This is a genomic window from Shimia haliotis, from assembly GCF_900114415.1.
Lineage (GTDB): Bacteria > Pseudomonadota > Alphaproteobacteria > Rhodobacterales > Rhodobacteraceae > Shimia > Shimia haliotis.
Genome location: NZ_FOSZ01000001.1, coordinates 75,245 through 100,007 on the forward strand (window position 1 = coordinate 75,245; position 24,763 = coordinate 100,007).

Genomic DNA, 24,763 nt, shown 5'->3' on the forward strand with positions numbered 1-24,763 from the left:
AGATGTATCTTATCCGGCCCCGCCCGCAAGAGGATGTCTTGGATTGTCTGGTTGCTCAAGAAAACGACGAGGCTGTTTTCGTGTTTTTCAAGAAATTGTTTTTGGTAAAGAAAAAAGACCAGTTTTGTTGCCTATCGGAAACTCATGTTCTAATTGGAAAGGTAGGTGAGAAAAATTAGGGAGCGGCGCGATGGTGGAGCGTATCGAAAAACAAGGGTTGCAGGTTGCGACGGAGCTTGTTGCCTTTGTGGAGGAACGCGCATTGCCCGGCACCGGCATCAGCGCCGACACTTTTTGGCAGGGCCTGAGCACACTGGCGCATGAGTTCGGACCACGCAACCGCGCGCTGCTGGACAAGCGCGAAAGCATCCAGCAACAAGTGGACGCGTGGCACCTTGCTCAAAAAGGTCAGGTCCATGATCCGGCGGCCTACAAGGCGTTTTTGGAAGAGATCGGGTATCTCGTTCCGGAAGGTCCGGATTTTTCGGTGGAAACCGCGAATGTTGATCCAGAAATCGCTGCTATCCCCGGCCCGCAGTTGGTGGTGCCAATCACCAATGCGCGTTTTGCTTTGAATGCAGCCAATGCCCGGTGGGGCAACCTTTATGATGCGCTTTATGGTACGGATGTGCTGGGCGATTTGCCCACTGGCAGTGGTTATGACGAGGCGCGCGGAGCGCGAGTGATCGACTGGGCCAAAGGCTTTCTGGACAAGGCTGCGCCGCTTGATGGGGCTAAATGGGCCGATGTCACGTCGATCGCTGTCGGAGAGAAACTCGCACTGGCCACGGCGGACGGCGAAGTGTCTCTGATAGATCCGAGCAAATACCTCGGTCACATGACACAGGGCGACTGGACCGGTGTTCTTCTGGAAAACAACCACCTGAAGATTGAAGTTCTTATGAACCGCGGCGTTGGGCCGGGTGTGACAGATCCTGCGGGCATTGCGGCTGTGAATCTTGAAAGCGCCATGTCGACCATCATGGATTGCGAGGATTCCGTGGCCTGTGTGGATGCGGAAGACAAAGTTGTGGCCTATGGCAACTGGCTTGGCCTGATGAAACGCGATCTGGCGGAAGAGGTTACGAAGGGCGGAAAAAGCTTCACTCGTAAGCTGCATGACGACGCAACCTATACCGCGCCGGATGGCAGCACCTTCACAGTGAAATGCCGCGCTCTGATGCTGGTGCGCAATGTCGGCCACCTGATGACCAATCCTGCGGTTCTGGATCGGGACGGCAACGAGATTGGTGAAGGTCTGATGGATGCGCTGGTCACGGTGATGATCGCGATGCACGACCTGCAATCTGAGGGCGGCAATTCGGAACATGGCTCGGTCTATGTTGTGAAGCCGAAAATGCACGGACCCGAAGAGGTTGCTTTCTCCGATGAGATCTTTGCCAAGGTTGAGGATATCCTCGGCCTTCCGCGCAACACGGTAAAGATGGGCATTATGGATGAGGAACGCCGCACCTCGGTGAACCTCAAAGAATGCATTCGCGCCGCCAAGGGGCGTGTGGCCTTCATCAACACGGGCTTCCTTGACCGTACAGGTGATGAAATCCACACCTCGATGGAAGCGGGCGCCTTCCTGCGTAAAGGTGAAATGAAAACAACACCTTGGATTTTGTCCTACGAAGATCGCAACGTTGACATCGGACTGGCCTGTGGCCTTCAGGGCAAGGCGCAGATCGGTAAGGGCATGTGGGCCATGCCCGATCTGATGGGTGCGATGCTCGAGCAGAAAATTGGTCATCCAAAGTCTGGCGCGAACTGCGCTTGGGTGCCGTCGCCAACCGCCGCAACACTGCACGCGACGCACTACCACGAAGTTGATGTTCTGGCGCGTCAGGAAGAGATCAAGGCTGGCGGGGCCCGTGGAACGCTGGACGACTTGCTCACGGTGCCGGTGATGGACGGGCAGAACCTGTCTGATGAAGAAATTGCTGCTGAGGTGGAAAACAACGCGCAAGGCATTCTGGGCTATGTGGTGCGCTGGATTGATCAGGGTGTTGGATGCTCCAAGGTGCCGGACATCAATGATGTGGGCCTGATGGAAGACCGCGCGACCTGCCGGATCTCGTCGCAAGGATTGGCGAATTGGCTGCATCATGGCGTTGTCAGCGAGGCGCAAGTGATGGCTGCAATGCAGAAAATGGCGGCCGTGGTAGACCGTCAGAACGCTGGTGACGCGAGCTATCGCCCGATGGCGCCTGACTTCTCCGGCGTGGCATTCCAAGCGGCCTGTGATCTGGTCTTTAAGGGACGGGTGCAGCCGTCGGGTTACACCGAACCAGTGCTGCATGCGCGGCGACTGGAGCTGAAAGCACAGGGTTGATTTGAAGGGGCGGTGGAACACACTGCCCCTTTCTATTCGTCGGGAGAAAGAGATGACTATTTCACTGCGCAAGGCGCGCACGATTATCCGCAAGGCCCTGGAAAAAGGCCGGGAAATGGAGCTTAAGCCGCTGTCCGTCGTGGTGCTGGATGCCGGTGGTCATGTGCAGGCGTTTGAGCGTGAAGACGGCGCCGCACCAGGGCGGTTTGCAATTGCCCATGGCAAGGCCTATGGCAGCGTGATGCTGGGCATGGCCGGCACAGCGCAGATGGCGCGTGCAGAACAGCAGGCCTATTTCATGGCAGCCGTGAACGGGGCTTATGGCGGGGCGGTGATCCCTGTGCCTGGGGGCGTTCTGTTGCGCGGCAAAAAGGGCGAGGTCATTGGCGCTGTCGGCGTGACTGGCGACACGTCTGACAATGATGCAATCGCCGCAATGGCGGGCATTGAGGCGGCGGGTCTGACCGGCGAAATCTGACGTCGCGGGCAAGGGGTTTCGTTTGGCTCAGGTGCCGCCTATGGTGGGCGGCACAGCAAATCACGAGGCTTTTCATGGCGCGCCCTGTCGTCGGTATCATCGGCAACCAATATCTGATCAACGACCAATATCCTGCGCATGCGGGCGGAGAAATGAACTCTGAGGCGGTGGCCAGCGTGTCGGAATGTATGCCGTTGCTGATCCCCGCAGACCCCAGATTTGTTTCAATTGACGAATTGATGGAGACCTGTGACGGCTTTCTTCTGACCGGTGGCCGACCCAACGTACACCCAGAGGAATACGGCGAAGCGGCAACCGAGGCGCATGGCGCATTTGACCGTGCGCGAGATGCAATCGTTTTGCCTTTGGTTCGGGCCTGTGTGGAAAATGGTCAGCCGTTTTTTGGAATTTGCAGGGGATTTCAGGAGGTTAACGTTGCCATGGGTGGCAGCCTTTACCCCGAAATTCGTGACCTTCCGGGACGGGACAACCACCGTATGCCGCCCGATGGTACACTGGAAGAGAAGTTTGCCCTGCGCCACACCGTGCGCTTTGAAGAGAACGGAGTGTTCCACCGTTTGTTCGGAGCACAAGAGGTGATGACCAACACCCTGCATGGCCAAGGCATCAAGCGTGCTGGTCGCCGTGTTGTGATCGATGGCCATGCGCCGGATGGAACGCCCGAGGCGATCTATATCGACGGCGCGCCGGGGTTCACGTTGTCTGTACAATGGCATCCGGAGTGGGACGCGGCGAACGATCCGGTGAGCCGTCCGCTTTTCGAATCCTTCGGACAGGCGGTGCATGCCTGGGCCGAAGGAAAACGGCCTGTGTCGGTGCTCAAATCCGCATAAAAATCACGGTCTGTTTTGTGTCGGTATGACGTCGGTACGCAAAACAGCATCTTCGAACAGGTAAAGCGATGGCAGGCCGTGTTGGCCGGGAAAAAGGCTTTTGTTTTAAAAGCCCCTCTCAGGTAAAACTATCCCGCCCGGTCTTGGATTTGCACGACATCGCCAGTATCGCCGCGCGCTTTTCCATCTTCCAGTGCTTCAACTGTGACGACGCCTGGTTTCTGGTTTTTGGTCCAAATCGTGGAGGCTGCCACCCGTTCACGGTTAATCCGATCCGCATATTTTTGCGCCACCTGATAGGTGTCGTTCATCAGGCCCTCGGCCAATGTGGTCGGGTGAAGGCCAAGCTTGAGGAAGCTGGCATTTGATACACGCAGATCATTTTCCGCGGCCTCTTTGCGTGGGTTGTCCACCATGGCCACCTTCGCACCGGTTAGACGCGCCACCAACTCCGCGAGTTCACGTACACGGTGCGTCTCGGTCATTTGGTTGCGGATGACAGGGCGGTCCCCTTTCGCCGGCGGGTTGGAGATGGCCAATTCGACGCAACGCACAGTATCGCTGATATGGATGAAAGCACGGGTTTGACCGCCAGTGCCGTGTACCGTGAGGGGGTAGCCAATGGCAGCTTGCATCAGGAAGCGGTTGAGCACGGTGCCATAGTCACCGTCGTAGGCAAAACGGTTGATCAGCCGCTCGTCGCGGCGGGTCTGGTCGGTTTGAGTGCCCCAGACAATGCCTTGATGAAGGTCGGTGATGCGGATGTCGTCGTTCTTTGCGTAGAACTGGAACATCAGCTGATCCATGGTTTTTGTCATGTGATAGATGCTGCCCGGATTGGATGGATACAGAATCTCGCGGTTGTGGATGACGTTTTCTTCGCCCCGCACCATGATCTGCTGGTAGCCCTCCGGAATCTCCAAGCCCGCGCCGTCATAGCCGTATACGCCCATGGTACCGAGGTGAACGACGTGCGCGTCGAGATCCAGCAGCACCAAAGCTGCGAGAAGATTGTGGGTCGCGTTGATGTTGTTGTCGACAGTGTATCGTTTGGGGCAGGCGCCCCGCATGGAATAGGGGGCAGAGCGTTGCTCTCCAAAATGTACAACTGCGTCAGGTTTCAATTCACCAAGCAAAATGGCCAGATCATCGAACTCTTGCGCCACGTCCAGTTCGACGAACTTGATGGATTTGCCGCTGACTTCTTTCCACGCCTCGATACGCTCTTGCGTAGATTTGATGGGTGTCAGACTTACCACGCCCAGGCGATTGTCGATTTTTCGGCGTGAAAGGTTGTCGACGATTGTCACGTCGTAGCCCTTTTCGCTGAGATAAAGAGAGGTCGGCCAACCGCAAAAACCATCTCCGCCAATTACCATAACTTTTTTCACGCGCGTTCTCCTTATGCCAGCACGAAGCGCTGGGTTTTCGTTCCTGCCTCCCTTGGGAAAGGGTGAGTGATACAGGCAACTTCATGTCGGTAGTGCAATTCAGGGCAAAGTGTGTGGTGAGTAATTTGGCTCTGAGCGCACTGTGTTGTGAAAGTAGACTATTGGCGCGGCGGGGGCGCGTAAAGAAAATTGAGAGATCGGTTTTGATGGCGTTGTCGGGTTCATTCAAGCGCAACACGCCAGTTGGTGTGGTGGCGGTCGCGAAGTGTTTTGTGCCCTCATCATGAATTGCGATGAGGGCACGGGCACGGGCTACATCTCGCCGCCTGCGACCTGCAAAGTCTGACCGCGTACAGAGTCCGCGAGGTCGGAACAGAGATACAGCGCTGTGTTGGCAACCTCCTCGGGCTTGATCAGGCGGCCGTGCGGGTTCACACCCACCATCATGTGGCGTGCTTCTTCTTCGGAACAGCCGGTACGCGCCATGATGCTTTCAATGTTCTGATCAATGATCGCGGTTTCCACGTAGGCAGGGCAGATCGAATTGAAGGTGATCGGCTTGAGCGCATAATCCGCGGCCAGAGATTTGATCATGCCGTTGACCGCGTGTTTTGAGGTCGAATAGGCCGGTGCGCCCTTCAGGCCGCGCAAACCGGCGATGGAGGAAATCACCATGACGCGCCCCCAATCGGTCTGGTTCATCGACTTCAGGCTTTCGCGGATGGTAAGGAATACGCCGTCGATATTGATCGACATCATCTTGCGCCAGAATGCCATGTCGGTTTTGTGCAGGGCACGACCCTCGGCAATCCCTGCGTTGGCGACGCAAATCTGGATTGGGCCACGCGCGGCCACTGCAGCGGCGACACCGTCAACCATCGACTCTTCGTCTGCCACATCCATGGCAAGCGGGTGGATGTTGTCTGTGGCGGCGTCTTGAAGCACCTCAAGACGGCGGCCTGTGATGGTGACGTTTGCGCCTTCGGCCGCGAGGGCCTGAGCGATGGCGAGGCCGATGCCGGTGCCGCCGCCAGTGACCAATGCGTGTTTGCCTTGCAATGACATGATGTTCTCCCTTGTCTCGTTGTTGGCAGGATGGGCGGCTTGGCGGGCGCAGGCAAGCGGACACAGGCCAAACGCCGCGCCGTCACTTTGAGGGACATTTTGGGGGCTTGCAGGCGGATCATTGCGTGAAAGGTGTCCCGTTTGGCGCAAAAGTGCAGGCTTTCTGTCCTTTTTGCTTGTTGGGGCATTTTGTGCCGTTGCGTCACGGCAAAACATCGCTAAACCGAATGGAACGCCGCACGGCGGACCAGGTGCACGAAGCGCCGCAAGCCAGTAGAGGAGCCTGTGCATGACCGAGACCCGGAGTCGGTGGTTTGACCTACCGCCAGTCTGGCTTGTTGTCGCACTGGTGTTGGCATGGGTCCAAGCGCGGTATTTTTCGATGGGATTGAGCTTTGGCCCTGTGTGGGCAGATCTTCTTGGCGGGCTGTTGGTCGGCGGAGGGATTCTGCTGATGGCGCTGGCGATCTATGAGATGCGCCGGCAGAAAACCACCATTCATCCTCATCATGACAGTGCGCGACTGGTGCAATCGGGCATCTTTAGCCGCACGCGCAATCCGATCTATCTGGGCGATGTGATGGTGCTTGCAGGGCTGATCCTTTACTGGGACGCGGTCCTCGCACTGCCGCTTGTACCTTTGTTTCTATGGCTTCTGGAACGGCGTTTTGTCATTCCGGAAGAAAATCGTCTTCGTCGTATCTTTCGCATGGATTTCGCAAAGTACTGCGAAAAAGTCAGGCGGTGGATGTGATGCCGTTGCGTCGCAGAAATACGGGAGGGCCTCTGTTTGCTTGTGCAGCATCACAGGTGGCGTTAAAACTTTCTGCAAGTGCAGCATTGTCTGCGTGAAATATTATTGCTCCACGACCAAAGGGGGATAAGAAAGGTGAAAATCGGAACACCCAAAGAGGTGTTTGACGGGGAAAACCGGGTCGCGATGACTCCGGACTCTGCCAAACAGCTCATGAAACTGGGCTACGAGTGCGCGATCGAAGCGGGCGCTGGTGCCAATGCAGGTTTCACGGATGCGTCTTATGAAGATGCAGGCGTTGAGGTCATCAAGACCGCGGCGGGCCTCTGGAAGGCTTGCGATATCGTGGCCAAGGTGCGCCAGCCGGATGCGACAGAGCTGAAACGCCTGACCAGTGACAAGACGCTGATCTCTTTCTTCAACCCAGCGGGCAACGAAGAAGGCATGGAAGCCGCCAAAGCCAAAGGGGCGAACGTGATCGCCATGGAAATGGTGCCGCGTATCTCGCGGGCGCAGAAAATGGACGCTCTGTCCTCGATGGCGAACATTGCGGGGTATCGCGCAGTTATTGAGGCGGGCAACAACTTTGGTCGCTTCTTCACCGGTCAGGTGACTGCGGCGGGTAAGGTTCCCCCAGCGAAAGTTCTGGTTGTGGGCGCCGGCGTTGCCGGTCTGGCCGCGATTGGCACCTCGACCTCGCTGGGCGCGATCACGCTGGCGTTTGACGTGCGTCCCGAAGTGGCCGAACAGGTTGAATCGATGGGCGCCGAGTTCGTCTATCTCGACTTTGAGGAAGAGCAGCAGGATGGCGCGGCCACCGGCGGCTATGCCTCTGTTCAGTCTGAAGAATTCCGCAACGCGCAGCTGGCGAAGTTCCGCGAACTGGCGCCCGAAGTGGACATCGTGATCACCACCGCGTTGATCCCGAACCGCGAAGCGCCGGAACTCTGGACCGAAGACATGGTTGCCATGATGAAGCCGGGTTCCGTGATCGTCGATCTGGCGGCGGAAAAGGGCGGCAACTGTAAGCTGACCGTGATGGACGAGAAGATCGTGACCGAGAATGGCGTGACCATTGTTGGCTATACCGACTTCCCGAGCCGTATGGCCGCTCAGGCTTCGACCCTTTATGCGACCAACATCCGTCACATGATGACCGACCTGACGCCCGAGAAAGACGGTCAGGTCAATCACGACATGGAAGATGACGTGATCCGCGGCGCGACCGTGACGTTTGAAGGTGACATCACCTTCCCGCCACCCCCGCCGAAAGTGCAGGCGATTGCGGCCAAACCGAAAGAGGTTGTTCCGGAACTGACACCGGAAGAAAAGCGCGCAGCCGAAGTGGCAGCGTTCAAAGCGCAGACCAAACAGCAGGTGATGCTGCTCGGTGGCGGTGGTGCCTTGATCCTTCTGCTGGGTCTGGTGGCGCCGGCCAGCTTCATGCAGCACTTTATCGTGTTCGTGCTGGCCTGCTTTGTCGGCTTCCAGGTGATCTGGGGCGTTGCGCACTCGCTGCACACCCCGCTGATGGCTGTGACCAACGCGATTTCGTCGATCATCATTCTGGGCGCCCTGATGCAGATCGGGTCCGGGTCGTTCCTTGTGATCCTGCTTGCCGCTGCTTCGGTCTTTATGGCCGGGATCAATATCTTCGGCGGCTTCCTCGTGACACGGCGCATGCTCGCCATGTTCCAGAAATCCTAAGGAGGTTGAGCAATGGAATTTGGTTTTACGACCGCCGCTTACGTTGTTGCGGCAGTGCTCTTCATCCTCTCGTTGGGTGGTCTGAGCAATCAGGAAAGCGCGAAACGCGCAGTGTGGTACGGGATCACCGGCATGGCGCTGGCGGTTTTTGCCACGCTCATCGGCCCGGGTTCTGGCCTGTGGTGGCTGTCCGTTCCGCTGATCGCGGCGGGTGGCTGGATCGGCTATCAACTGGCGTCCAAGGTCGAAATGACCCAGATGCCGGAACTGGTGGCCGGCATGCACGCGCTGGTTGGTCTGGCGGCTGTTTTTGTTGGCTTCAACGCACATTTCGAGATCGGCAACGCGGCAGCGGCCAACGCGTCTGGCATGGATGCGGTGAAAGACCTCGGTGCATTCGGTCAACTGATCGCCAAGAAATCCGCGGTTGAGATCAGCATCTTGTTCGTCGAGTTGTCGCTTGGCGTCTGGATTGGTGCTGTGACCTTCACCGGCTCTGTGATCGCTTACGGCAAGCTCTCGGGCAAAGTGTCCTCCAACGCGGAAAAGCTGCCTGGTGGTCACCTGCTGAACGCGGGCGCGGCGGCTTTGTCTCTGCTTTGCCTGATCTGGTATCTGAACACCGGTGGCATTCTACCTCTGCTGATCCTGACTCTGGCGGCACTATTTATCGGGTATCACCTGATCATGGGCATCGGTGGTGCGGACATGCCGGTGGTTGTCTCGATGCTGAACTCCTACTCCGGTTGGGCAGCAGCGGCGATTGGCTTCTCGCTCGGCAACGACCTTCTGATCGTTGTGGGTGCGCTGGTGGGCTCGTCTGGTGCGATCCTCAGCTACATCATGTGTAAGGCGATGAACCGCTCGTTTGTCTCTGTGATCCTCGGCGGCTTTGGTGGGACCACGGGTCCTGCGATGGAAGTCGAAGGCGAACAGGTTGCCATCGAAGCAGACGGCGTTGCCGCCGCTCTGGACGATGCCGACAGCGTAGTGATCATCCCGGGCTACGGCATGGCCGTGGCTCAGGCTCAGCAGAACGTTGCGGAACTGACCCGTCGTCTGCGCGCCAAGGGCAAGAATGTGCGTTTCGCAATCCATCCGGTTGCGGGCCGTCTGCCCGGTCACATGAACGTGCTGCTGGCGGAAGCCAAAGTGCCTTATGACATCGTGCTGGAAATGGACGAGATCAATGACGACTTCCCGGAAACGGATGTGGCCATCGTGATCGGCTCCAACGACATCGTGAACCCTGCAGCGCAGGAAGACCCCAACAGCCCCATCGCCGGCATGCCGGTTTTGGAATGCTGGAAGGCGAAGCAGGTGTTTGTTTCCAAGCGTGGCCAAGGTACCGGTTATTCCGGCATCGAGAACCCGCTGTTCTTCAAAGAGAACACGCGCATGTTCTATGGTGATGCGAAAGCCAGCCTTGATAAGCTGCTGACCATGATCGACTGATCCGAGGTCACATGAAACATTGAGAGGCGCTCCTTCGGGGGCGCCTTTTTTGGTCTCCAATTTCCTCGGGGTCAGGGGCAGCGCCCCGGGTCTTGTGGCCTGGAGGGCTTGTTTCAAAAAGGAAAATCGGCTGATGTATACCGCGGTATTCAGCTAAGTCATTGAAAACTATAAATTCTTTACAGGTTTCCCTAGGGTCGCTATCTTGCCGTGAAACCGGAGATTTTAGATGCCGCCTATTGATGACCATCCTTTACGCTACAAACTGGCCAATGAATTGCATGCGCGCCCCTTTCCAACGCTGACGGCACCGGCGACAGCGGTGTTTCTGGCATTGCGCACATCCATTGATGTGATCGGCGGGGCGAGAGATGCTGAAATGGCGCATCTGCATGACCTGCTGGACCGGTTTGGCGCGCATCACCCGCAGCCCGGCGCGACGCATTTTTCCTGTGCCATCGGGCGTCATCGCCTCAAGTGGGAGATGCACGCGGAGTTTGTGACCTTCACCGTGTTCATCGACCGGCTCAGTGTGCGGCCATTTGATCCGGCGGACTTTGAGGTCTTCCCCGAAGACTGGCTTGCGCGCGCTCCGGGCAAGCGCATCACATCGGCATTGATCCGCATCGACGCGATGCCGCTGGCCGAGCAGGCCCATGAGGAACTGTCGAATTGGTTTGTGCCGGAGAGCATTGCGGTGAGCAACGTGTTGGACAAATCCTGTCTGGTGGCCACGGATTTCCGCATAGACGCGGCAGGGCATCAGCGCATGGCTTTGTTTGTGAACGAAGGCACCGGACAGCGCCGGATCGGGCGCGTTGTGCAAAGGCTGTGTGAGATTGAAACCTACAAGTCGATGTCGATGCTGGGTTATTTCCGCGTGAAGGCGATCGCGCCTCAGTTGGGGCAACTGGAGGCGGAAGTGGCCGACTTGATGGGGCATCTGCGCAGCAGCGACGAAAACCCGGATCAGACACTTGGCCGTTTGTTGGACCTGTCCGGCGATCTGGAGAAGCTGATTGCCGACACCTCGTTCCGATTTGGTGCCACAGAGGCCTATGAAGCGATTGTGCATCAGCGCATCACTGTGCTGCGCGAGGAGCGGTTCATGGGGCGGCAGACCATGGGAGAGTTCATGTCGCGCCGATACGATCCTGCGATGCGGACGGTGGCCTCGACCAAGTCGCGGATGCAGTCATTGGCGGATCGCGCCGGGCGGGCAGGGCAGTTATTGCGCACCAAGGTTGAGGTCTCGCGCTCGGCGCAGAACCAAGCTTTGCTGGAGAGCATGGACCGGCGTGCGGATTTGGCGCTTCGTTTGCAGGAGACAGTCGAGGGGCTGTCTGTGGTGGCGATCAGCTACTATGCGGTTTCTCTGCTGGGCTATCTTGTCTATCCGCTGGCAGGGCCTTTGGGCGTGTCCAAGGGCGTGCTGACCGCGGCGGTGACGGTGCCTGTGGTGCTGGCGGTCTGGTGGATGGTGCGACGGATCAAGGCGCGGATATAAGGCGCGACGCCAGGGGCAGGGGCAAAGAAAAAGGCCGGAGCAATCTGCTCCGGCCTTTTCTGTGTGATCTCGCTTTGCCTTAGCGTCCGCGGATGCGCGGGTCGAGCGCGTCGCGCAGGCCGTCGCCAAGGTAGTTCACCGACAGAACCGTCAGCGAGATCGCCAGACCGGGCCAGAACACGCGTTCCGGATAGTCTTGCAGATACTGCACCGCATCGTTCAGCAGGCGGCCCCAAGTCGGGAAGTCCGGCGGGAAGCCGAGCCCGAGGAAGGACAGCGCGCTTTCGGTGATGATCGCATTGGCGATCCCCAAGGTTGCCGACACCATAATCGGGCTCAGCACGTTGGGCAGGATGTGGCGTGTGATCATGTTTTTGTTGGACGTCCCGATAGAGCGGGCAGCCAGAACAAATTCACGTTCCTTGATCGCCAGAACATCGCCGCGCACGATCCGTGCGGTGGGCATCCACGAGGTGATGCCGATAGCAACCACGATCAGGATAAAAATCCCACGCTCAGGGCCAACAGCTGCGGACAGCGGTTCGCGGAAGAGCATCATCATCACCAGCAGAAGCGGCAGGATCGGCAGGGCCAGAAACAGGTCGGTCAGACGCATCAGCGGGCCGTCCAGTTTCTTGAAGTAGCCCGCGGTGATCCCGACAAGGCTGCCAAGACCCAGCGCCAGCGCCATGGCTGTCAGGCCGACGGCGATGGAGGTCTGCCCCCCCGCCATCATACGCGCCAGAAGGTCACGACCAAGCTGGTCGGTGCCAAAGGGATGCGCCAGGCTTGGCCCCTGATTGCGGGAGCGGATGTCAATGAAGGTCGCGTCATAGGGCCAGAGCCACGGGCCGATGAAGACCCCGAGCACGATCACGATGAAGACGATACCACCAATCAAAGCCCCTTTGTGGGCCTTGAACTGGTGCCACACGTCGTACCATTGGCTGTGCGGCGGGGTGGTGGGTTCCGTGTTGGACATATCAGTCATAGCGGATCCTCGGATCAAGAATACCGTAGAGCACGTCTGCGATAAGGTTGAAGAACACGATCAGGATGGCGAACATGAAGGTCAGCGTCTGCACGGTGGGCAGGTCGTTGGCCTGAATGGCGCCGATCAATTGACCGCCGATGCCGTTCACCGAGAACACTTGCTCGGTGATGATTGCGCCGCCGAAGACCGCTGGGAGACCCAGAGCGATCACGGTCACAACCGGGATCATCGAGTTGCGCAGTACGTGCACCAGCACCACCACGCGCTCGCTCAGGCCTTTGGCACGCGCGGTGCGCACATAGTCCTGATTGAGGTTGTCCAGCATCGAGGCGCGCATGTAGCGGCTGATCTGGGCAGTGGTCTGCATGGCAAGCACCATCACGGGCATGATCATCTGGCGCAGCTGATAGACAAAGCTGTCCCAATCCGTCACCTGATGCGTCGTGTCATAGATGAACGGGAACCAGCCAAGCTGAACCGAGAAGATCACGATCACCAGCGGACCGGTGAAGAACGGCGGGATCGAGTAGCCGATCATAGTGATGAACGTACCGGCCTGATCGAACATCGAATACTGCTTGTAGGCAGAATAGATGCCGATGGGCAGCGCGATCAGGATGCCCACGATGTAGGAGAAACCCACAACCCAGAGAGTCTGCGGCAGGCGCTCGACAACCACGTCCATGACGGGGCCGCGGTGCTGCCATGAGATCACGCGCAGCTTGTCTTCGGAATAGGTGGTGCCGAACATGTGGTCAAACATCACCTGCGGCTCGATCCAGAAGAACTGAACCAGCCATTTCCAATATCGCACGTGCATTGGCTCCCCAAGGCCAAGAGCTTCGCGCATTTTTTCTTTGACTTCGGGTGGCACGGTCAGGGGGACCTGCGCCATGGGATCGCCCGGTGCCAGTTCAAGCAGCAGGAAGATCACGAGTGAGATGAATAAGAGCGTCGGGATCGCAAGGATCAACCGGCGAATTGTAAAGGTCAGCATGAGTGGCGCCTTTGTTTATGCGTCTGTTGTTTTTGAGCCATGAGCGCAGCGACCTGCCTGCGCGGGGCCGAAAGAAAGGGGCGGACCCGAAAGTCCGCCCCCCAAAGTGCGATTACTTCATGCGGTACCAGTCAGCAACGTTCCACAGCTCGGAGTCCCAAACGTTCAGGACCACGCCGCCAAGAGAGTTGGCGTGTGCGGAGACGCGACCACGGTGCACCAGCGGCACGATGGTGTAGCTGTCTTTGGTCAGCATGTTGTTCATCTGCTTGGCGATCTCGCCGCGCTTCTCGATGTCACCGGTGCGTGCCAGTTCGTCGATCAGAGCGTCATATGCGGGATCACAGAAGCGGTTGATGTTCTCACCCTGCCACTGGCTGTCAGGCTTCGGCTCGTTGCCGCAGCGATAGGCCGCCAGATACTGCTGAGGGTCGGTGCCGTTGAAGGTGTTGGCATACATCTCAACGTCAGCATAGAACTTCTGGAAGGTGTCGGGCGAACCGGGGTCACCACCGAAGAACACGGACGCAGACAGGTTGCGCAGCTCGGTTTCAACACCGATCTCGCTCCACCACTGTTTGATCAGGGCCTGGAAGTCCTGACGCACGGCGTTTGTGGATGTCTGGTAAAGGATCGACAGTTTCACGCCGTCTTTGGCGCGGATGCCGTCGCCGCCTTTAACCCAGCCGGCTTCGTCCAGCAGAGCGTTGGCGCCAGCGATGTCCTGAGTGGCACAGTAGTCGTTGCCAGCAGCATAGTTCGCGGGAACCGGAACCAGATCACAGGTCACTTTACCTGCTTTGCCGTAGCCGATCTCAACCAGCAGTTCGCGGTCGATCGCCATGGACAGCGCTTTACGCACGTTCATGTCGGACAGGAACGGGTGAGGGGCTGCAACGGTGGAGCGAACACCTTCTTCCAGCGAGGAAGACGGGTCGGTCAGGTTCATTTCCAGACGCTCAACCAGCGGGCCGAAGCCTGCGATGGCTTTGCCTTTGCCGCCTTCTTCCATCTTGGCAATCACATCGGGTGCCAGCTGGAGGTTCCAAGCGTAGTCGAATTCGCCGGTTTCCAGAACCGCGCGGCCTGCGCCGGTTGCGTCGCCGCCACCTTTGAAGGTCACAGTCGCGAAGGCCGGTTTTGCCGGATCACGGTAGTTCGGGTTGGCTTCGTACTGGATCACGTCGTTAGTGCGGAAGTCGGTCACAACGAACGGGCCGGTGCCGATCGGGCCAAAGTTCTCAGCGGTACACTCAGGAGCTTTCGCGCCCATGCAGTTTTCGAACTGAGCTTTCTGGATGATCGGGGACTGACCACCTACGAACGGGCCGTAGGGGTTCGGCTTCGCGTCGGCGAAGGTCACTTTTACGGTCAGGTCGTCCAGCGCTTCAACGCTTTCAACGCCGTCAAAGAAAGACAGCTGCGCGCAACCGCCTTCGGGGTGCATGCAGTATTCCGCGGTGAATTTCACGTCTGCGGAGGTCAAAGCGGAGCCGTCAGACCAAACGAGGCCCTCTTTCAGCTTCCAGGTGATCGACTTCAGGTCTTCGGACACGCCACCGTTTGCAACCGTCGGGATATCTTCGGCCAGGAACGCAACCATTTTGCCGGTCTCGTCATAACGGGCCAGCGGCTCAACGGTCAGAGATGCCGATTCGACGTCCTTGGTGCCTGACGACAGGTACGGGTTCAGGATCGACGGCGCCTGCCAATAGATGATGTTTACGTGGCCGTCCGAGCCGCGCTCCGCCATGGCCGCGGGGGCCATTGCGAATGCTGCTGCAGCGCCAAGCATCAAAGTTTTAACTTTCATGTCTCACTCCATGTTGCGCGCGGTTGCCCGCGCATTTTAGGCAAATTTGAATTGCCTAGTTTTTGTTTGTCAGGAAAGGCCGTGCTCCGAATCGCTCGGCAGCAACGCTGAATGTTTGTTCATATCCCCTCTCGACTGGCAGCATCTCAGACCAGTGAGGTGGAAAATGCAAGGGCTCGTTTCGGAACTATCTTGGGGTCAGGTGGCAAAATGTTGTGCCGAGTTTGGCGGAAAGGCGGGTGTTTGACGTTTGCAATCCTTGGCAGTAGCGTCGCGTCAAACGACAAAAAACAAAAAACTGGGGAGTTCTGGGGATGCTGGACAACGCCATCGCCTCGATCGAAAACCTTCGGGTCGAGTTCCAAACCAAAGACGGACCTGTGGTTGGCGTGGAGGATGTTTCCTTCAAGGTCAATCCGGGGGAAACTGTTTGTATCGTTGGGGAATCTGGCTCGGGCAAATCCGTTTCCAGCCTCTCGTTGATGCGTCTGGTGGAGTTCGGTGGCGGTTCGATCGCCGGCGGCAAACTTCTTTTTGATCGCAAGGAAGGCGGCCAAGCGGATCTGCGGACAACCGATCAGAACCTGATGCGCACGATTCGTGGCAACGAGATCGGAATGATCTTTCAGGAGCCGATGACAGCGCTCAATCCGGTGTTCACTGTTGGCCGGCAGCTGACCGAAGGTTTGCGGTTGCACAAAAAACTGTCAAAGGCAGACGCTGAGGCGCGGGCAGTGGAATTGCTGCGCGAGGTGCGCATTCCGGAACCCGAGCGGCGTTTGAAACAATACCCTCACGAGCTTTCGGGTGGGATGCGCCAGAGGGTTGTGATCGCAATGGCAATGGCCTGCGAGCCGCGCCTTTTGATCGCGGACGAACCTACAACTGCGCTTGATGTCACCATTCAGGCCGAAATTCTGGCCTTGATGGATCGTCTGAAGCGGGAAACCGGCACGGCGGTTATGTTCATTACACATGACATGGCCGTGGTTGCGCAAATGGCAGACCGTGTGGTTGTCATGTTCCGCGGCAACAAAGTGGAAGAGGGCACTGTCGAAGAAATCTTCGAGAACCCGCAGCACGACTACACCAAAGCACTGCTGGCAGCGGTTCCCAAGCTTGGCGAGATGAAAGGCACCGATGTGCCGTCACCGATGAAGCTTTTCAATGATAACACTCACAGCACCGACCCCATTCCCGGCACCAACGAGCCGATCCTGACGGTGAAAAAACTGGTGACGCGCTTTCCGGTCAAGGGCGGCCTGATGCGCAAAACCGTGGCCAATGTGCACGCGGTCGAAGACATTTCCTTTACGGTGAACAAAGGCCAGACCCTTAGTTTGGTCGGCGAGTCGGGCTGTGGCAAATCCACCGCCGGTCGGTCTTTGCTGCGCCTTGTCGAACCAACGTCGGGCCATGTGGAATTCGACGGGTCGGACATCATGTCCCTGAACCCCAAAGAGATGCACAAGGCGCGTCAGGACATGCAGATGATCTTTCAGGATCCCTTTGCATCGCTGAACCCGCAGATGCAGTTGATGGATCAGGTCAGCGAACCGATGCGCAACTATGGCACCCATGCCGGCAGCGAGTTACAGGATCGAGTGGCGATGTTGTTTGACCGGGTGGAACTGCCGCGCAGCTTTATGCGCCGTTACCCGCACGAGCTTTCGGGCGGTCAGCGTCAGCGGATCGCGATTGCCCGCGCGCTCGCACTGAACCCGAAACTGATCGTGTCGGACGAGGCCGTATCGGCGCTGGACGTGTCGGTGCAGGCGCAGGTTTTGAACCTGATGATGGAACTTCAGGCCGAGTTGGGGATTTCCTATGTCTTCATCAGTCACGACATGGCCGTGGTCGAGCGCGTCAGCCATTATGTGGGCGTGATGTATCTGGGACGCATTGTGGAAATCGGTCCGCGTCGTGCGGTGTTTGAAAACCCGCAACACCCCTATACGCAGGCTCTGATGAAGGCCGTACCGATTGCCGACCCGCGTCAGCGCAAGTCGGAAAAGGACCTGAACTTCAAACCGATCCCGTCGCCGATTCACCCCGTCGGGTATGACGCGGCTCCGTCGGAATACCGAGAAGTCGGGCCTGAGCATCATGTTCTGACCACAGATTCGGGATACTAAACCCATGACAGAGCGCCTCAGCCCTCGCGCGATTTTGGACAAGCTGGTGTCGTTTCCCACAGTGAGCCACGACACCAACCTGCCACTGATTGACTGGGTTGAGGGCTATCTCTCAAGCCATGGAATCGAGAGTTTCCGGCATCCGCATGAAACTGACCCCGCCAAGGCAGCGCTTTTTGCCCATGCGGGCCCCAAGGTGGAGGGCGCCGTTGTGTTGTCCGGTCACACGGATGTTGTGCCGGTTGAGGGTCAGCCTTGGTCCACGGATCCATATGAGGTCGTGGAAAAAGACGGCAAGCTTTATGGGCGCGGCACCTGCGACATGAAAGGATTTGACGCTCTGGCGATTTGGGCCTTGGTCGAGGGCCACTATGGGGATCTGAAGCGGCCTTTGCAGATTGCGCTGAGCTATGACGAGGAAATCGGCTGTACCGGCGCGGCGCCACTGATTGAGAGTATGGACAAGGTTTTGCCCAAGGGCAGCGCCACCATTGTTGGCGAGCCGTCGATGATGGGCGCTGTGACTGGCCACAAGGGCGGGCAGGGGTTTGACGTGCATGTGCGCGGCTTTGAAGTGCATTCTTCGCTGATGCATACCGGTGTGAACGCGATCATGTATGGTGCAAAGCTCATTGAGTGGGCCAATGAGATGAACGCCGAAAATCAGGCCAAAACGCCCAGCGACATTGCGGGAACCTTTGAGCCGCCTTGGACCACAGTCCATGTGGGCATGATTGAGGGTGGCACCGCACACAATATCACCGCACTGGATTGCCGGTTTGGGCTCGATTTCCGCATTGTACCCGATGAAACCCGCGAGGCGTGGAGCGCACGGTTCAAGGCCAAGGTGGCAGAGGTCGAGGCGGAAATGCAGGCGGTTGTGCCGGAAAGCCATATCGCGCTGAACGAGCAGTTCTATGTGCCTGGACTGCTGCCGGAAGATGCAGGTGAGGCAGAGGCCTTGGTGCGTCGCCTGACCGGCGACAACGCGCCGCGTGTCGTGAGCTATGGCACGGAGGGCGGGCACTTTCAGGGTGGCGGCTATTCCACTGTGATCTGTGGTCCGGGTGACATTGCTCAGGCCCATCAGCCCGATGAATTCCTCACCGTGGCACAGTTTGAGGCCGGCACACAGTTCATGCGGGATTTGCTGGCGGAGCTGGCGGGATGAACGCCTTTCCTTTGGGGATGGATCAGCCGGTAGAACACGGCGGAACGCTTCCCGAAGACGCGGATGTGGTCATTGTCGGCGGCGGCATTATCGGGGTCATGACCGCCTATTTCCTAGCTAAAAAAGGTCTGAGGCCTGTGGTTCTGGAAAAGGGCCGCGTGGCCGCAGAGCAGAGTTCGCGCAATTGGGGGTGGATCCGCCAACAAGGGCGCGATTTGGCCGAGTTGCCGATCATGCTCGAGGCCAACCGGATCTGGAAAACTCTGGCTGCAGAGGGGGGCGAAGACCTCGGGTTAAAGACGGTTGGCGTTTGCTACCTTGCTGAAAATGAACGGGATTTATCCGAATACGAAGGTTGGCTGAGGGACGCCAAACCCTATGGAGTTGACAGTCGGATGTTGTCTTCGGGCGAAGTGGCCGAGGCGCTTCCCTCAATCACGCGCAGCTTTGGTGGCGCGCTGATCACACCTTCGGACATGAAAGCCGAACCGTGGATTGCAGTGCCGGCGCTGGCGCGGGCGGCGGTGCGGGCCGGAGCAGTGATCATAGAGAATTGCGCGGTGCGCGGGTTGGACATCGCGGCGGGGCGCGTGGCGGGTGTCGTGACCGAAAAGGGACAGGTCAAAGCCCCCGAAGTGGTGGTCGCAGGCGGTGCTTGGTCGTCGTTGTTTTTGCGACGTCATGGTGTGTCTATCCCGCAGCTGTCGGTGCAGGCCCTTGTCATGGCAACGCAACCTGCCCCTGATCTGGATGTGCCGGCGACGGCTATGTCTGGGTTGGCGTGGCGGCGGCGGTCTGATGGCGGGTTCACCATCGCGCCGGGCGGTTGGCATCGGCTGCACATCGGGCCGGACGCGTTTCGCGCCTTGCCCAAGTTTATCCCGCAGTTGCGTGCGGATTGGGCGGGCACTCATTTTTCGCCTGCTGGCCCTAGTGGGTTTCCCGATGCGTGGTCAACCAAACGCGCGTGGCAGATGGATGCCGAAAGCCCGTTTGAGCGTATGCGGGTTCTCAACCCCAAACCCCACATGCCGCCCCTGCAAAAGGCGCTGGATACCTTTGGTGATCTTTTTCCGGCGCTTGGCCGTCCCAAGATGAAACAGGCGTGGGCGGGTATGATCGATACAATGCCGGACATCGTGCCTGTGGTGGACCGTGCCGCCGCCATTCCGGGTCTGAGCATTTGCACCGGCATGTGCGGGCATGGCTTTGGCATCGGGCCGGCCTTTGGTCGCGTAATGGCGGATTTGGTCACGGGGGGTGACGTGGGGCATGACCTGAGCCGGTTCCGGCTGGAAAGATTTTCGGACGGCTCCAAAATTGAGCTTGGCCCGATCATCTGAGCGCCAACCGCATAGCAGGGTTTTGGTTAATTTGTGAACGACCACCCCTTGCATCGAGGTGAATGATCATTCAGTCTGGCGACAAAATGAACTGATGGAGATGAGTCATGCCGATCAAAAACCGTTTGGGCGAGATGCATTCCGAAATCACCGGATGGCGGCGGCATTTGCACCAGCATCCCGAGCTGATGTTTGATGTGCATGAAACCGCAGCCTTTGTAGAGGCGCGCCTCAAGGATTTTGGTGTGGATGAAATCACGCCAGGCATCGGCCGCACCGGCGTTGTCGCCGTGATCAAGGGCAAGACCGACACGCAGGGCCGTGTCATCGGCTTGCGCGCAGATATGGATGCTTTGCCAATCCATGAGGCGACCGGACTGGAATATGCCTCGACCGTGGATGGCAAAATGCACGCTTGCGGTCATGACGGGCATACCTCGATCCTGTTGGGTGCGGCGCAATATCTGGCAGAGACCCGCAATTTTGACGGCACGGCGGTGCTGATTTTCCAGCCGGCCGAAGAAGGTGGCGGCGGCGGACGCGAGATGTGCCGTGACGGGATGATGGACCGGTGGGGGGTGCAAGAGGTGTACGGCCTGCACAATGCACCTGGCATTCCGGTGGGCCATTTTGCCATTCGCTCGGGCGCTTTGCTGGCGTCCTCTGATGAGTTCGAAATCAAGGTGACGGGCAAGGGCGGTCATGCGGCGGCGCCGCATGATGCCGTGGACACAACACTGGTCGCGAGCCAGATTGTTGTGTCTTTGCAGTCTATTGTCGCGCGCACGGTGGACCCGATCCATCGGGTTGTGGTGACGGTTGGTACCTTTGAAACCGACAGCGTGGCGTCAAACGTCATTGCCCATACTGCGACGCTCAAAGGCACTGTACGCACGCTTGATCCTGCCAATCGTGCGCTTGCGGAAGAGCGCATTCGCGCCATCGCGGAACACACTGCGCTGGCCTATGGCGCGACCGCCGAAGTGATCTGGGAAGAGGGGTATCCGGCGACGATCAACCACGAGGCTGAGACCGGCCATGCGATTGCGGCGGCACAAGCCGTGGTCGGTGAGGCGGCGGTGGATGCCAATGTTGATCCGATCCTGCCGGCTGAGGATTTTGCCTATATGCTGGAGGAGCGTCCGGGGGCCTATATCTTCCTTGGCAATGGCGACACCTTTCAGTGCCACCATCCGCAATACCGTTTCGACGATGAGGCGATCCCGGTGGGATGCAGCTGGTTTGTGGAACTGGTCGAGCGGCGCATGCCTGCGCAGGCGTAAGGGGGAAACGACATGCCGGTTAAGAACAGATTTGCAGAGTTGCACAGCGAGATCACCGCGTGGCGGCGTGACATTCACGCTCATCCCGAGGTTTTGTATGACACCCATCGCACCAGCGCTTTGGTGGCTGAAAAGCTGCGCGAATTTGGCTGTGATGAGGTGGTCACAGGTATCGGACGCACGGGCGTTGTCGGGATCATCAAAGGCAAGAGCGACACCAAAGGCAATGTAGTCGGACTGCGCGCCGACATGGACGCGTTGCCAATGGCCGAACAGACCGGCCTAGACTATGCGAGCCGGAACGAAGGCGCGATGCATGCTTGCGGGCATGACGGGCACACGGCGATGCTGCTGGGCGCCGCGAAGTACCTGAGCGAGACGCGAAATTTCGACGGCTCTGTGGCGCTGATCTTTCAGCCGGCCGAAGAAGGCGGCAATGGTGCGCTGGCGATGGTCGAAGACGGCATGATGGACCGCTTCAACATCAAGGAAGTTTACGGCATGCACAACGAGCCGGGCCTGCCAGTTGGGGAGTTTTCCCTGCGCAGCGGGCCTTTATTGGCGGCGGTGGATTTCTTCACCATCGAGATCGAGGGCAAAGGCGGTCACGCCGCGATGCCACAGCAAACCGTTGATCCGACCATCATCGGCACCAACATTCACGCGGCGCTACAGTCGATTGTCAGCCGTAATGTTGACCCCGTAGACCGAGCGGTACTGTCTGTCACCAGCTTTCAGACCGGATCGGATGTGTTCAACGTGATCCCGCACACCGCGACGCTCAAAGGCACCGTGCGCACGTTTAACCCCGAAACACAGGACATGGTCGAGGCGCGCATGAGCGAAGTGGCCGCTGGCATCGCCGCGACTTATGGCGGCACAGCCAAGGTGATTTATGACCGCATCACGCCTGCCACCATCAATGCCGATGAGCAGGCGATGTTTGCCGAGGAGGTCGCCACGGCGATTTCCGGCGGCTGCAACGAAGCGCCGCTTGTGATGGGCGGCGAGGACTTTTCCTATATGTTGCAGGCCCGTCCCGGGGCTTTCATCATGGTGGGCAACGGCGACAGCGCCGCTTTGCACCATCCGGAGTATAATTTTAACGACGATGCTATTCCCTTCGGGAGCAGCTTTCTGTCAGAAGTGATCGAGCGCCGTATGCCGGCGGCCTGAGCCAACACGAAGCGAGGAAAAACCATGCCCACCAAGAACCGTTTTGCAGAACTGCACGATGAAATCACCGCCTGGCGGCGTGACATTCACGAAAACCCCGAAATCCTGTTTGAAACCCACCGCACCTCGGCGCTGGTGGCGGAAAAACTCAAGGACTTTGGCTGTGACGAGATCGTCACCGGCATTGGCCGGACCGGTGTTGTTGGCGTGATCAAAGGCAAATCTACCGCCTCAGGCAAGGTCATCGGCCTGCGTGCTGACATGGACGCGCTGCCGATCCTTGAGGCAACTGGGGTTGAGTATGCCTCCAAAACACCTGGCGCGATGCACGCCTGTGGGCACGACGGCCACACAGCGATGCTTTTGGGCGCGGCAAAGTATCTGTCGGAAACCCGCAACTTTGACGGCACGGTTGTTGTGATCTTCCAACCCGCCGAAGAAGGCGGCGGCGGCGGCAAAGAAATGTGTGATGACGGCATGATGGAGCGCTGGGGCATTCAGGAAGTCTATGGCATGCACAACTGGCCCGGACAGCCGGTCGGCAACTTTGCGATCCGCTCGGGCGCGTTCTTTGCCGCGACCGATCAGTTTGACATCCACTTTGACGGCAAGGGAGGCCATGCGGCGAAACCGCAGGAGACCGTGGACACCACGGTGATGGCAGCCCAAGCCGTGACCGCACTTCAGACCATCGCCAGCCGCAATGCCGATCCCGTGGATCGTGTGGTGGTTTCCGTGACGTCGTTTGAGACGTCCTCCAACGCCTATAACGTGATCCCGCAGTCGGTGCAGATCAAAGGCACCGTGCGCACCATGTCCGCAGAAATGCGGGATCTGGCCGAAGAGCGCATCAAGGCGATCTGCGCCGGTATGGCCGCGACTTATGGCGGTACGGTTGAGGTGAAATACCACCGTGGCTACCCGGTCATGGTCAACACAGAGACCCAAACCGAGTTTGCCGCCGATGTGGCGAAATCGATCTCAGGTCAGTGTGACGAGGCGCCGCTTGTAATGGGGGGCGAGGACTTCGCCTATATGCTCGAAGAGCGCCCCGGTGCCTATATTCTCGTCGGCAACGGGGTCGAGGGCGCATCGGTGCACCACCCTGAGTACAACTTCAACGATGACGCCATTCCGGCGGGTTGTAGCTGGTGGGCAGAGATTGCCGAGAAGCGGATGCCTGCGGCGTAACGCATCCCAAAGGTTCAGAAAAACAAACCCCGCGTCGAGAGGCGCGGGGTTTATTGATTGTCGAAAAGGCCTTTGGATCAACCGCCCGTATGGCTCATGTGGCGGGTCATCTGCCCGGCCACTTCCTGACGGGAGTAATCGAAATCGTGGCCTTTGGGCTTGAGCGCAATCGCATCGCGGATGGCATTTTCCAGCGGGACGTCGCTTTCGCTGCCACGTAGCGGCGCGCGCAGGTCGGACATACCTTCCTGACCCAGACAGGTATAGATTTCGCCGGTGCAGGTGATGCGCACGCGATTGCAGCTTTCGCAGAAGTTATGCGTCAGCGGCGTGATAAATCCGATTTTCTGACCGGTTTCCTCAAGGCGTACGTAACGGGCTGGGCCGCCGGTGCTTTCTGCAAGGTCGCTCAGTGTGTAGCGTTCTGCCAAACGGGCGCGCAGATCATCCAGTGACCAATATTGATCAAGGCGATCCTCGTTGCCCAGATCGCCCATCGGCATGACTTCGATCCAAGTCATATCCATGTCACGCGCAGCGCAGAATTCGGCCAAGGTGAAGAGTTCATCCTCGTTAAACCCTTTGAGCGCAACAGCGTTCAGTTTGATCTTCAACCCAACCTCAAGCGCCTTTTCGATACCGCGCATAACCTGTGGCAGGCGGCCCCAGCGTGTGATGTCGGCGAACTTCTGTTCGTCAATGGTATCAAGCGAAATGTTCACGCGCCGCACGCCGCAATCGTAGAGCTCTTGCGCAAAGCGCTCCAGCTGACTGCCATTGGTGGTCAGCGTCAGTTCCTTGAGGGCACCGCTGTCCAAATGGCGCTTCATCGACCGGAAAAATGTCATGATGTCGCGTCGCACCAAAGGCTCCCCGCCGGTGATGCGCAGTTTCTGAACGCCAAGGCGCACAAAGGTCGAACACATGCGGTCGAGTTCTTCGAGCGTCAGAAGTTCCTTTTTAGGCAGGAACGTCATGTTTTCGGACATGCAATAGACGCAGCGGAAATCGCAACGGTCGGTCACGGAGACGCGCAGATAGGAAATGGCGCGCTGAAACGGGTCGATCAAAGGAGTTGTCATGCGGGTTAGGCTAGTCCTGATTAAAGGGC

At 58.3% G+C, this 24,763-nt stretch carries 19 protein-coding genes; 13 read left to right on the forward strand and 6 right to left on the reverse strand.

All coding sequences use genetic code 11. The annotated features are described in order from the left end of the window. Positions 1-190: 190 nt before the first annotated feature. The 3 genes from BM069_RS00365 to BM069_RS00375 all read left to right on the forward strand — a co-directional run bounded on the left by BM069_RS00365 (position 191) and on the right by BM069_RS00375 (position 3,670). Complete coding sequence (locus BM069_RS00365) at positions 191-2,338, forward strand: malate synthase G (RefSeq protein WP_093318884.1); 2,148 nt, start codon at positions 191-193, stop codon at positions 2,336-2,338. Positions 2,339-2,390: 52 nt separating this feature from the next. Further along, entirely contained in the window at positions 2,391-2,816 is a 426-nt protein-coding gene (locus BM069_RS00370; RefSeq protein ID WP_093318886.1) for a GlcG/HbpS family heme-binding protein, read from the forward strand. Positions 2,817-2,890: 74 nt separating this feature from the next. Further along, positions 2,891-3,670, forward strand: coding sequence for a gamma-glutamyl-gamma-aminobutyrate hydrolase family protein (locus BM069_RS00375; RefSeq protein ID WP_093318888.1), 780 nt, complete (start codon positions 2,891-2,893; stop codon positions 3,668-3,670). A gap of 128 nt (positions 3,671-3,798) precedes the next feature. On the opposite strand, the gene BM069_RS00380 is transcribed toward BM069_RS00375, so the two are convergent. Beyond that, positions 3,799-5,049, reverse strand: coding sequence for an NAD-dependent epimerase/dehydratase family protein (locus tag BM069_RS00380; RefSeq protein WP_093318891.1), 1,251 nt, complete (start codon positions 5,047-5,049; stop codon positions 3,799-3,801). Positions 5,050-5,373: 324 nt separating this feature from the next. Next, positions 5,374-6,126: an SDR family NAD(P)-dependent oxidoreductase gene (locus BM069_RS00385; protein ID WP_093318893.1), complete on the reverse strand. Its 753-nt coding sequence runs from the start codon at positions 6,124-6,126 to the stop codon at positions 5,374-5,376. A gap of 289 nt (positions 6,127-6,415) precedes the next feature. On the opposite strand from BM069_RS00385, the gene BM069_RS00390 reads away from it, so the two are divergent. From BM069_RS00390 to BM069_RS00405, 4 genes are all read left to right on the forward strand, one after another. After that, positions 6,416-6,880, forward strand: a complete 465-nt coding sequence (locus BM069_RS00390; RefSeq protein ID WP_093318896.1) for a methyltransferase family protein — start codon at positions 6,416-6,418, stop codon at positions 6,878-6,880. Positions 6,881-7,015: 135 nt separating this feature from the next. Next, on the forward strand, positions 7,016-8,587 hold the full coding sequence (locus BM069_RS00395; protein ID WP_093318898.1) for a Re/Si-specific NAD(P)(+) transhydrogenase subunit alpha: 1,572 nt from the start codon (positions 7,016-7,018) through the stop codon (positions 8,585-8,587). A gap of 12 nt (positions 8,588-8,599) precedes the next feature. Beyond that, positions 8,600-10,042 (forward strand): NAD(P)(+) transhydrogenase (Re/Si-specific) subunit beta, encoded by a 1,443-nt coding sequence (locus BM069_RS00400; protein WP_093318901.1) that lies wholly within the window; start codon positions 8,600-8,602, stop codon positions 10,040-10,042. 229 nt (positions 10,043-10,271) lie between these two features. Continuing rightward, a complete protein-coding gene (locus BM069_RS00405) occupies positions 10,272-11,549 on the forward strand; it encodes a DUF3422 family protein (RefSeq protein WP_093318903.1) in 1,278 nt (425 codons plus the stop codon). A 79-nt stretch (positions 11,550-11,628) separates the two neighbouring features. On the opposite strand, the gene BM069_RS00410 is transcribed toward BM069_RS00405, so the two are convergent. From BM069_RS00410 to BM069_RS00420, 3 genes are all read right to left on the reverse strand, one after another. Beyond that, complete coding sequence (locus BM069_RS00410; RefSeq protein WP_093318906.1) at positions 11,629-12,540, reverse strand: ABC transporter permease; 912 nt, start codon at positions 12,538-12,540, stop codon at positions 11,629-11,631. Further along, complete coding sequence (locus tag BM069_RS00415; protein WP_093318908.1) at positions 12,533-13,540, reverse strand: ABC transporter permease; 1,008 nt, start codon at positions 13,538-13,540, stop codon at positions 12,533-12,535. Before BM069_RS00415 ends, BM069_RS00410 begins: the two co-directional genes overlap by 8 nt. A 112-nt stretch (positions 13,541-13,652) precedes the next feature. Next, positions 13,653-15,353 carry a peptide ABC transporter substrate-binding protein gene (locus tag BM069_RS00420; RefSeq protein WP_093318910.1) on the reverse strand — a complete coding sequence of 567 codons (1,701 nt, stop codon included), beginning with the start codon at positions 15,351-15,353 and terminating at the stop codon, positions 13,653-13,655. Between the two features lie 314 nt (positions 15,354-15,667). On the opposite strand from BM069_RS00420, the gene BM069_RS00425 reads away from it, so the two are divergent. The 6 genes from BM069_RS00425 to BM069_RS00450 all read left to right on the forward strand — a co-directional run bounded on the left by BM069_RS00425 (position 15,668) and on the right by BM069_RS00450 (position 23,652). Then, the gene (locus BM069_RS00425) at positions 15,668-17,488 is read left to right on the forward strand and encodes an ABC transporter ATP-binding protein (RefSeq protein WP_093318913.1); all 1,821 of its coding nucleotides are present in this window, start codon (positions 15,668-15,670) and stop codon (positions 17,486-17,488) included. 4 nt (positions 17,489-17,492) lie between these two features. Beyond that, positions 17,493-18,659, forward strand: a complete 1,167-nt coding sequence (gene argE / locus BM069_RS00430) for an acetylornithine deacetylase (RefSeq protein ID WP_093318916.1) — start codon at positions 17,493-17,495, stop codon at positions 18,657-18,659. Then, positions 18,656-20,002 carry an NAD(P)/FAD-dependent oxidoreductase gene (locus BM069_RS00435; protein ID WP_093318918.1) on the forward strand — a complete coding sequence of 449 codons (1,347 nt, stop codon included), beginning with the start codon at positions 18,656-18,658 and terminating at the stop codon, positions 20,000-20,002. Before argE ends, BM069_RS00435 begins: the two co-directional genes overlap by 4 nt. A 107-nt stretch (positions 20,003-20,109) precedes the next feature. Beyond that, a complete protein-coding gene (locus BM069_RS00440; RefSeq protein ID WP_093318921.1) occupies positions 20,110-21,285 on the forward strand; it encodes a M20 aminoacylase family protein in 1,176 nt (391 codons plus the stop codon). Between the two features lie 12 nt (positions 21,286-21,297). Then, positions 21,298-22,461, forward strand: a complete 1,164-nt coding sequence (locus tag BM069_RS00445) for a M20 aminoacylase family protein (protein ID WP_093318923.1) — start codon at positions 21,298-21,300, stop codon at positions 22,459-22,461. A 24-nt stretch (positions 22,462-22,485) separates the two neighbouring features. Next, complete coding sequence (locus tag BM069_RS00450; protein WP_093318926.1) at positions 22,486-23,652, forward strand: M20 aminoacylase family protein; 1,167 nt, start codon at positions 22,486-22,488, stop codon at positions 23,650-23,652. A gap of 77 nt (positions 23,653-23,729) precedes the next feature. Here the strand turns inward: BM069_RS00450 and moaA are convergent, their stop codons facing one another. Next, positions 23,730-24,734: a GTP 3',8-cyclase MoaA gene (moaA, locus tag BM069_RS00455; protein WP_093318928.1), complete on the reverse strand. Its 1,005-nt coding sequence runs from the start codon at positions 24,732-24,734 to the stop codon at positions 23,730-23,732. Positions 24,735-24,763: the final 29 nt, after the last annotated feature.